The following is an 8,612-nucleotide window of genomic DNA, read 5'->3' on the forward strand; positions in this document are numbered from 1 at the left end:
TGCTAAACCCGCCCCTACCACTCTTAATTCACAATCAATGACCAATGACCAATGACCAATGACAAAACAAATAGAACAGTTTCATCAACTGGTATTGCAAGACTCATCGCTTAAAGAAAAGCTGAAACAGTCGGGCGATCGCGAAAGCTTTTTAAATCTAGCAGTGGAACTAGGCAAACAGAACGGCTATAGCTTCACTTACAGCGAAGTCAAAGCATATATATCTCAAAATCTGCTGGCGATCGCCCAGCAGTTCTTATAAATGTCAGAGGTTGAGGGAGCGAATTTTTGGCAATCCCTCAGCTTATCCTCCAAATATATTTGAAAGTTACAACTTCGCAAATTAAATAAATTGCAAACAAGTAATAGTTATATTTTCTCACTTTATATAGTTAAAAACTTGACATCTGAAAATTTGGAAATCTGTCAATTTTTACCTCATGCTGTTTTACATAAGTTTAGATATTTCAGATAGTTTGTTCATAGATAAAGTCCAATTTGAAAAGTTTTAGGGGATTTAATACATGAGAGTTAAATCCTTGCAGGGCAAGAGATAGCGGCTTATTTACATGTATCTATAGAAGGATAATTATTTTTCTCTTTTTGCACTTAACAAAAATTTTAGATTTTCTCAGCGAGTTTATTGTAGATTTAATGTCAAGTGCATTTAGAGTTTCAAAGCTGCATCATTACCTTCGGGTCGATTGCAGTTTCTTAATTCATTCAGATATCCAATATCCAAATCAAGTGTCGCTCTAGTTGACGTACTGAACAGCAATGGCAGTGCCTACTATCTCGATTGAATAACCTGTTCTACAAGCTGAGAAATGAATTATAGAGATAGCTGTTGCACAACATCAGCTTCTTGCTTAGGTGTGTGGTAATTGAAAACGGCTGTAGATAGGATTGCCAAGAATTAAACTCGCCCTTACATGGAATGAGGTTGGGCTGGGTGTCGCTTGAAAAGCAGCCAAGCAATCTCCGCAGGATTAGGTATGTGAGATTGCCCCATCCCCTCCAAAGCACAATAGACTTTTGGAGCCGGAATAATGTCAGTATCAACAAAACCAGACAGACCCACTGCGGGGAAAGTGGTGTCGCGCCGAACGATGTCACGCAAGGATGCGTTCTTGTTACGTATGCTTGTGTTCGTTCCTTTGGCACTGCTGTTTAGACAACTTGGTTTACCACCATTAGTTGTTTTTGCTACAGCAGGCTTAGCAATTATCCCTCTAGCAGCATGGATTGCTAACTTTACAGAGGCGATCGCTAACAAAATTGGTTCATTTCTGGGTGGTCTACTCAACGTCACCTTTGGGAACGTCACCGAAATAGTCGTCTCAATCGTTGCCCTGCAAGCGGGTATGGTTGAGGTGGTCAAAGCGAGTTTAATTGGCTCAATTATTGCTAACCTTTTATTAGGTCTAGGATTCGCATTTATCTTAGACGGCTTGAGCTTCAAAAGGCTAGATTTTCAGCACAACATCAAACGAACGACTGTAGCGCGGATCAATTCTGGTTCGCTCAATCTGGCAGTTGTATTTATTTTGATGCCTGTAGCGCTCAAATTTACGACAAGTTCTAGTCATCAACTCGCCAATGCCAATCATTTTTCTTTTGTAGCATCCATACTGTTACTAGGCTTCTACGCCATGATGCTATTTTTCTCGATGAAGACTCATAGATTTATGTATGAGTTGGAGGAAGATGCCGAACCTGAGAGCTATGGTAGCGAGGCTACAGGACAAAAGTACGATCTGTGGATACATGTTGGTTTGCTCTTAGGTTTTACGGTTGCGCTGTTATTTGTCTCTGAAGTACTGGTTGATAGTTTGCAAGAAGCTGTCTCTAGTCTCGGTTTGACTAGTTTATTTACAGGTGTCATGCTACTGCCGATTTTCGGTTCAGCAGTAGAGATTATTACCTGTGGTATGTGTGCCGCGAAGCAAAAAATCGATCTGTCTATTTCCATCGCCCTCGGTTCTAGCTTGCAGATCGCCATGTTTGTAGCTCCAGCGTTAGTTCTAGCGGGACAAGCAATGGGGCAACCGATGAATTTAGCCTTTGATACATTTGCAGTTTTAGCAGTTGGTGTAGCTGTACTGATGACAAACTCAGTCAGTACGGATGGTAAGTCTAATTGGCTAGAGGGCGTGTTGTTGCTGATGACCTACACAATGCTATTAACAGCTTTTTACTTGCATGACTGAATCAGGATTCTGTTATCAGTGACTGCTGATTAGTGACTAGACCAATAACTAATGAATCTAGCCACCAGCCACCAGCCACTCACTACTCACTCTCAAGAGGTAATCATGATCGAGCATCCAGACTTTTTTAACGTGCGTAAGACCGCGATCGCCCTTGCAGTTGGTCCCTTGGCTTTTCTGCTATTACTGATCGGAATTGATTTTTCCTCGCATCAGTGGCAAGTATGGCAAGCAGATCGCTCATGTATCAAAGTTGCAAGTTCTACTGGAGTCGTACAACCCAGTGGAAATCATTGTTCGCCTAACCAGGTGCAGTATACGAGTCAAAAATAACGAAATACACGCTCTCTCTGGGGCGCACAGATGTACGCCCCTACTTACCTAAATCGAAAACTATGAACCATCAGTAGAGACGCACAATTGTGCGTCTCTATTTCGTGTCTCTATTTCGTGTCTCTACTGTGCTGTCTCTCACAAAATTCCCTCCCTGGGAAGCGGGAGGGAATAAAGACGATCGCGGTTTTAAGAATATGCTCTGTGGCTGCTCAGTAAAGCGATGAGCTGAGTTACAGCCTCTCGCATCCATTCAACTAGAGTAACGGCGATCGCCTCTCGCATCCATTCTGCGATCGCCGCGATCGCTAATTCCGCAATCCAGACCGCGATCGCTTCAACCAAAGTTTCAGTCACAAATGAGATTAACCAAGCCATAATCAGGGGTTAGGAGTTAGGGAATAGGGGTTAGCAGGAAATGGTAGGGGCGGGTTTTTTGAACATTCCTGTGAAAGAACAAACAATTCTGCGGTTAAACCCGCCCTTAAAGTGAGTTACAAACAAAAAATGAGCAATGACAAATGACCAATAACTAACTATGCTGCCGAGATCTTTGCCAACGGATGAATAGCTTCTCTAGCTCGATCCAAACAAATACCAAGGAACTGAAGCCGAAACAAATCAGCAGTTCTATGGGTGGTATGTAATGGGTGCTGAAGAAACTACGCAGCGGTGGAACATAGATTAGCAGTAGTTGTAAAAGAGTGGTCAAGACGACTGAAATCAGAATATAGGGATTAGAGAACGGATCGACTTGAATCGCTAAGCGGGTGTTAGAACGAATCGCGATCGCGTGTCCCATTTGCGCTAGACAAAGGGTGGTAAATACCATTGTTTTCCAGCGGTCTGCGCTCAATCCACCGCCTTGAACTGCCTGGGAATGGTGATAAGCCCAAACCATCAGTAGAATCGTCACGATGGCGAGGATAATCCCGATCCGAATCATGTACGAACCCAGTCCTCGCGCAAAGATATTTTCTTTGGGATTTTTGGGGGGTTGTCGCATGACAATTGGTCTACCTGGTTCGACAGCCAGAGCTAGCGCTGGAATTCCATCTGTCACTAAATTCATCCAGAGAATTTGCAACGGTGAAAGCGGTACTCCTCCCAGACCTAGTAATGGTGCTGAAGCAATAGTTAAAACCTCTCCTAAGTTACTACCTAGAATGTATCTAATAAAACGACGGATGTTGATGTAAACAACTCGTCCTTCTTCTGTCGCCGAGACGATTGTAGAAAAGTTGTCGTCTAGCAACACCATATCGCTAGCTTCTTTACTGACATCCGTACCTGTAATGCCCATTGCTACGCCAATGTCTGCCTGTTTGAGGGCGGGAGCATCGTTGACTCCATCCCCTGTCATGGCAACAATTTGGTTTTTGTGTTGTAGCGCTTGGACGATCTGTAATTTATGCTCTGGCGAGACGCGGGCGTAGACGCTGACGCGATCGACGTGTGCCTCAAGTTCTGGCATACTCAATTTTTCCAGCTCTCGCCCTGTCAGTACTAAATCTCCTGGGTGAGCAATCCCTAGATCCTCAGCTACTGCTTGGGCAGTCAGTTGGTGATCGCCTGTAATCATCACAGGACGGATACCAGCAGTACGGCACTTAGCCACGGCTTCGCGAACTTCGGGACGGGGTGCATCCAGCATTCCCACTAAGCCCAACCAAGTTAAATCGTTTTCTGAGGTTTCTTCCGAACCCTCTGGGGGAATACTTGCAATTGCTTTGTAGGCAAAGCCCAGAACTCGTAACCCCTTACTGGCATACTGGTTGTTCCGGTCGAGGATGTTTAACCGTAACTCGTCAGTCAGCGGTTTGATGCGATCGCCCGTTTGAATATGAGTGCAACGCTCTAAAGTCAGTTCGGGCGAACCTTTGGTGAACATCAAATAAGGATGAGCGGTAAGCGGTGAGGGATGAGAGGCGAGGAAGTTCACTAAGTCCTCGTTTCTCACTTCACAGATCGTACTCATACGCTTGCGTTCTGAGGAGAACGGAAACTCAGCGATTCGGGGAAACCAGCTCGATTGCTGGTCTTTTTCTAGCCCTGCTTTACCTGCTAAAGACAACAGCGCTCCTTCGGTCGGATCTCCAAGGATTGCCCACTCGCCTTTATCTCTTTGCAATATGGCATCGTTGCAAAGTACGCAAGCTAAGAGTAAGGCTTGCAGTTCCGGTTGGTCTGGCGCTGAGACGACTCGATCTTGGTGGCGAAACTCGCCAATGGGGTCGTATCCTTCGCCCGTGACTCGCAGAGAGTTGCTAGCTGTTGCAACTGCCTGGACGACCATTTTATTTTGAGTCAGCGTCCCTGTTTTATCAGAGCAAATTGTGGTGACGCTACCCAGGGTTTCTACAGCCGGGAGTTTGCGGATCAGGGCGTTGCGCTTCACCATGCGTTGAGTTCCCAACGCCAGGGTAACGGTGATAACGGCAGGTAGCCCTTCGGGAACGACAGCAACCGCCATACTGAGCGAGACTTTCACGAGGTTCTCGAAATTACTCATGGTTGGTGTATGGAGCATTCCTAATCCCACCACCAACAGTACTAGAATCATCGCCCCCGTGACTAAGGTATTGCCTAGTTGCGCCATCCGTTTTTGTAACGGTGTGGGTTCGGCTTCTACCGATTGCAGTGCTGTAGCAATTTTCCCTAGTTCAGTCTTCATTCCCGTCCCCGTGACGAGGACTGTTCCTCGCCCTTGGACGACCTCCGTACCTTCGTAAACCATATTGACGCGATCGCCTAATACGGTATCATCTGGTAGTTGGAGCGTGGCTTGTTTGTTGACGGCGTGAGCCTCTCCTGTCAAGGCGGCTTCCCGAATTTGCAGATTTGCAACTTCTAAGAGGCGACCGTCAGCAGAAATCTTCACGCCCGCTTCCAGTAACATTACGTCCCCTGGAACCAATTCTTTAGAATCGACTTCCACGGTTTTGCCGTCGCGCAGAACTCGCACTTTGGGCGAAGACAAGCCTTTTAAGGCAGCTAAAGCCTTTTCTGCGCGACTTTCTTGGATATATCCCAGCAACCCGTTCAGAACGACCACTACGCCAATCGCGATCGCGTCTTTAAACGGTATTTCTCCTGGTTGTCTCGTACCGAACACATCTAAAATTGCTGAAACGACGGCAACTGCTATCAACATCAGCAACATGATGTTTTTGAATTGGTCTAGGAGGATTTCCCAACCACTACGTCCTCCTGTTTCTTGTAATTCGTTGAAACCGTAGCGTTGTAATCTTTCATTAACCTCAGAGGAAGTTAAGCCGGAGGTGCGATCGCTCTGGAGAACATCTGTGGCTCTCTCAGCTTCCAGAGTATGCCAAGCGTAAGACTCTCCGGCAGGCTTAGCCACTGCTAAGTCTGTGCCAGTGCTTGAAGACATTATTTTACTTCTCAAAAACTCAGGAATGCTCTTATAACCTATATCATTTAACTATATGCCTTGCATACCCTTAGCATGGTTAAGTAGTGTGAACTTGGATGAACAAGAGTGAGTCGTGAAGGATTCTAATCTAATGACTCACTACGTCCCTTGGGTGCTTGACTGCATCGCCATAGAAACAAACTTATCAATTTGATAGGTTTGCAACTTTGCATTTGTGCAAAGTTGCAAACCTATCAACGCGAGTTGAGAAACTAGAGAAAAACTATCCTTACGGCTCCCCACGACTCATTGTAAAAAGTTACATTGATTACTATAAGTTAATGTAACGTTAGGTAAAACTGAACATTTAAACCTTTTATGTTTTATTCGTAATACTTTACGATGAAAGATAACCTTTAATGCTTAGGAGATGGTATTTTTATATGCAAACCATTGGTTTAATTTAATAGCTGGCTCAGGTACGCATAGACATTAAATTTGGCTAGATTTCAGCGCTTGGCAAAAATTATAATCTGATTGAGAAGAGCTGTGGGAAAAAAAGACGATCGGAACTACGTGCAAATCAGAGGTCATGTGCGAAAAGATGTAGCACGCCGCTTTAAGCAGTTTTGTTTAGATCGGGAAGTAGACTATAGTGAAGGACTAGAAACAATTCTTAGTGCCTTTTTTACGACGGATACGCAAATAACTAGCGGCGATCTCGATCGCCAAAACAATTCAACTCACCTTCACTGTTACGAACAGCATTGATAATTATCATTTATCATTTGTGAAAGACCAATCTTGTTATTGGTCATTTGCCATGCGAGATAAGCTAATGACAGTGTTATGAGTATTTTATGACTCTGTTGAGGGTTATAATTACAAATTATTCTGTCTTTTGTTTCCTGTTCTTTTCAGAAACAAGACTGCTAGCAGTTAGCACTTACTAAAAGCAAAACTTTGTAGAGCAAACATAAGAGGTAAAATGCTAAGAAGAGTAAAGATTGTTGCTATCATCTACAATTTTGATGCACAGTAGTAACTATTACATGGTAGTGTAAAAACTACAAAACTGAAGATTACTAGACTGAAAACTATCAAGATATCACTCAAGTCAATATGCTCAAGCAAATCAAGAATGCAGCTTTAATTGCTGCGGGTACACTCTGCGCGGGTATAGGTGTCATTGGTGTTTTATTACCTTTGATTCCTGGTACTCCCTTCTTATTAGTAGCAGCAGCTTGTTTCGGCGCGATCGAACAGTAAATTGAGTCAGTTGTCAGTTATCAGTGTAGAGACGTTACATGTAATGTCTGGACAAAGTTATCAGTCATCTCTTACCTTCTTGTGTAGGAGAGAGTTGAACCAAGTTACTTATTTGCTGTGAAGCTTTCGCTCGATGCACTCTTGTAAATCCCTCATTTCGGAAGGGCGAATTTAACTAGAATACCTGCACCTAGCAATTTTTTGGTAGACTCGCCCCTACAATTCCCTATTAGCAACGGGATTGATTCAATGAGCAGAATAATTACATTTCTGGGCGATGGATCTAGAGAACGGACAACGCTAGCAATTGCTACTGCGAAATGGTTTGCCCGACAAGGTAAAAGAGTTTTATTGGCTACCTATGTTAATCCCAGTACGGAGCTACTTTTAGAAACTTCTTTAAGTACGCATCCTCAAAGCGTTGAGAGTCATCTGCAAGTTGTACAGTTACAAACAACTGTACTGTTAGAACAGGCTTGGGATGAAGTCAAAAAACTTGTTTCTACCTATTTCCCAGATTCTTTTTCCGAACAAATCTATCCTGCCGAATTGATTATACTACCTGGATTTGATAGTTTTTTAACTTTCAATGCCCTACGACAATACTATCAAAGTGGTAGCTATGATGTCATTATTTATAGCGATCGAGAAAATTTAGAGATACTGCGTATGCTAGGGATTCCTAGTGCTTTGGATTGGTATTTTCGGCGCTTTCACCAAATATTTGCAGATCTAGATATTAGCGAGATTGCTAATTCAATTGGTGGTCCATTGGCTGCGGCAATTCTTCACGCTAATATCGATCGCCAGAAAATGCAAGAAGGACTGGCTCAAATTCAGCATTGGATCGAGCAAGGAGTGGCAGTGGTTAACGATGCAGGTCAGTTAACAGCCTATCTTATTACTAACGATACACCAGAAGCGATCGCCGATACTCGCTGGTGCTGGGGCAGCGCCCAACAAATTAACCTCACTGTCAGTGGTGTTTTAGCGTATCAAGATCGAGATTTAAGTAGAGAAGCTATACAGTCGGCTTTCACCCCATTAGCTGTCCATCATATCTCTACTTTGCAGGAGAGGAATTGGGAAGCAATTATTCAAGAATTGCCAGATTTTAACGCTAGTATTTCCGTAACACCGCCACTCAACATCGATCTCGTCCAGCGCCAAGTTCACGTTTTTTTACCAGGATTTAATAAAAAACAAGTTAAGTTAACGCAGTCTGGTGCAGAAATAGTTATTGAAGCTGGCGACCAAAGGCGACAGATTGTCTTACCACCAGAGTTGAAAGGAAAATCTGTACAATCTGGTAAATTTGAGGAACCGTATTTAGTAATTTCTTTTTAGCAATACTTCGGACAGTTTTTGGCGCTTGGCAGTAGACAGAAAAGCCATCGAACCGATAGAGTGCCTTTTAGAACAAA

At 43.7% G+C, this 8,612-nt stretch carries 9 protein-coding genes; 6 read left to right on the forward strand and 3 right to left on the reverse strand.

Translation table 11 applies throughout. The features are described from left to right. The first annotated feature begins 58 nt into the window (after positions 1 to 58). On the forward strand, positions 59 to 262 hold the full coding sequence (locus C7Y66_RS29120) for a Nif11-like leader peptide family natural product precursor (RefSeq protein ID WP_015155676.1): 204 nt from the start codon (positions 59 to 61) through the stop codon (positions 260 to 262). Positions 263 to 928: 666 nt separating this feature from the next. Here C7Y66_RS29120 and C7Y66_RS32730 read toward each other — a convergent pair. Further along, complete coding sequence (locus tag C7Y66_RS32730; protein ID WP_127023803.1) at positions 929 to 1,120, reverse strand: hypothetical protein; 192 nt, start codon at positions 1,118 to 1,120, stop codon at positions 929 to 931. Between C7Y66_RS32730 and cax the strand changes: the two genes are divergently transcribed. Together cax and C7Y66_RS29130 are read left to right on the forward strand one after the other, a co-directional pair. Beyond that, positions 1,110 to 2,210, forward strand: coding sequence for a calcium/proton exchanger (gene cax / locus C7Y66_RS29125; RefSeq protein WP_041462524.1), 1,101 nt, complete (start codon positions 1,110 to 1,112; stop codon positions 2,208 to 2,210). The genes C7Y66_RS32730 and cax overlap by 11 nt on opposite strands. 51 nt (positions 2,211 to 2,261) lie before the next feature. Further along, a complete protein-coding gene (locus C7Y66_RS29130; protein ID WP_106548214.1) occupies positions 2,262 to 2,543 on the forward strand; it encodes a hypothetical protein in 282 nt (93 codons plus the stop codon). 189 nt (positions 2,544 to 2,732) lie between these two features. Here C7Y66_RS29130 and C7Y66_RS29135 read toward each other — a convergent pair whose 3' ends face one another. Both C7Y66_RS29135 and C7Y66_RS29140 read right to left on the reverse strand, forming a co-directional pair. Next, a complete protein-coding gene (locus C7Y66_RS29135; protein WP_106548215.1) occupies positions 2,733 to 2,921 on the reverse strand; it encodes a hypothetical protein in 189 nt (62 codons plus the stop codon). 154 nt (positions 2,922 to 3,075) lie between these two features. Next, a complete protein-coding gene (locus C7Y66_RS29140; protein ID WP_106548216.1) occupies positions 3,076 to 5,937 on the reverse strand; it encodes a cation-translocating P-type ATPase in 2,862 nt (953 codons plus the stop codon). A gap of 531 nt (positions 5,938 to 6,468) precedes the next feature. On the opposite strand from C7Y66_RS29140, the gene C7Y66_RS29145 reads away from it, so the two are divergent. The 3 genes from C7Y66_RS29145 to C7Y66_RS29155 all read left to right on the forward strand — a co-directional run bounded on the left by C7Y66_RS29145 (position 6,469) and on the right by C7Y66_RS29155 (position 8,535). Next, positions 6,469 to 6,690 (forward strand): hypothetical protein, encoded by a 222-nt coding sequence (locus C7Y66_RS29145; protein WP_106548217.1) that lies wholly within the window; start codon positions 6,469 to 6,471, stop codon positions 6,688 to 6,690. A 351-nt stretch (positions 6,691 to 7,041) separates the two neighbouring features. Further along, positions 7,042 to 7,188 carry a DUF454 family protein gene (locus C7Y66_RS29150; RefSeq protein ID WP_015155682.1) on the forward strand — a complete coding sequence of 49 codons (147 nt, stop codon included), beginning with the start codon at positions 7,042 to 7,044 and terminating at the stop codon, positions 7,186 to 7,188. 249 nt (positions 7,189 to 7,437) lie between these two features. Next, entirely contained in the window at positions 7,438 to 8,535 is a 1,098-nt protein-coding gene (locus C7Y66_RS29155) for an ArsA family ATPase (RefSeq protein WP_106548218.1), read from the forward strand. Positions 8,536 to 8,612 lie beyond the last annotated feature (77 nt).

The organism is Chroococcidiopsis sp. CCALA 051 (assembly GCF_003015105.1).
GTDB lineage: Bacteria > Cyanobacteriota > Cyanobacteriia > Cyanobacteriales > Chroococcidiopsidaceae > Chroococcidiopsis > Chroococcidiopsis thermalis.

What these genes read in the sequence shown, in the direction of transcription:
- C7Y66_RS29140 (WP_106548216.1), bottom strand. Translation starts at nt 5,937, where the DNA reads ATGTCTTCAAGCACTGGCACAGACTTAGCAGTGGCTAAGCCTGCCGGA.
- C7Y66_RS29135 (WP_106548215.1), bottom strand. Translation starts at nt 2,921, where the DNA reads ATGGCTTGGTTAATCTCATTTGTGACTGAAACTTTGGTTGAAGCGATC.
- C7Y66_RS29130 (WP_106548214.1), top strand. Translation starts at nt 2,262, where the DNA reads ATGAATCTAGCCACCAGCCACCAGCCACTCACTACTCACTCTCAAGAG.
- C7Y66_RS29150 (WP_015155682.1), top strand. Translation starts at nt 7,042, where the DNA reads ATGCTCAAGCAAATCAAGAATGCAGCTTTAATTGCTGCGGGTACACTC.
- C7Y66_RS29120 (WP_015155676.1), top strand. Translation starts at nt 59, where the DNA reads ATGACAAAACAAATAGAACAGTTTCATCAACTGGTATTGCAAGACTCA.
- C7Y66_RS29155 (WP_106548218.1), top strand. Translation starts at nt 7,438, where the DNA reads ATGAGCAGAATAATTACATTTCTGGGCGATGGATCTAGAGAACGGACA.
- cax (WP_041462524.1), top strand. Translation starts at nt 1,110, where the DNA reads ATGTCACGCAAGGATGCGTTCTTGTTACGTATGCTTGTGTTCGTTCCT.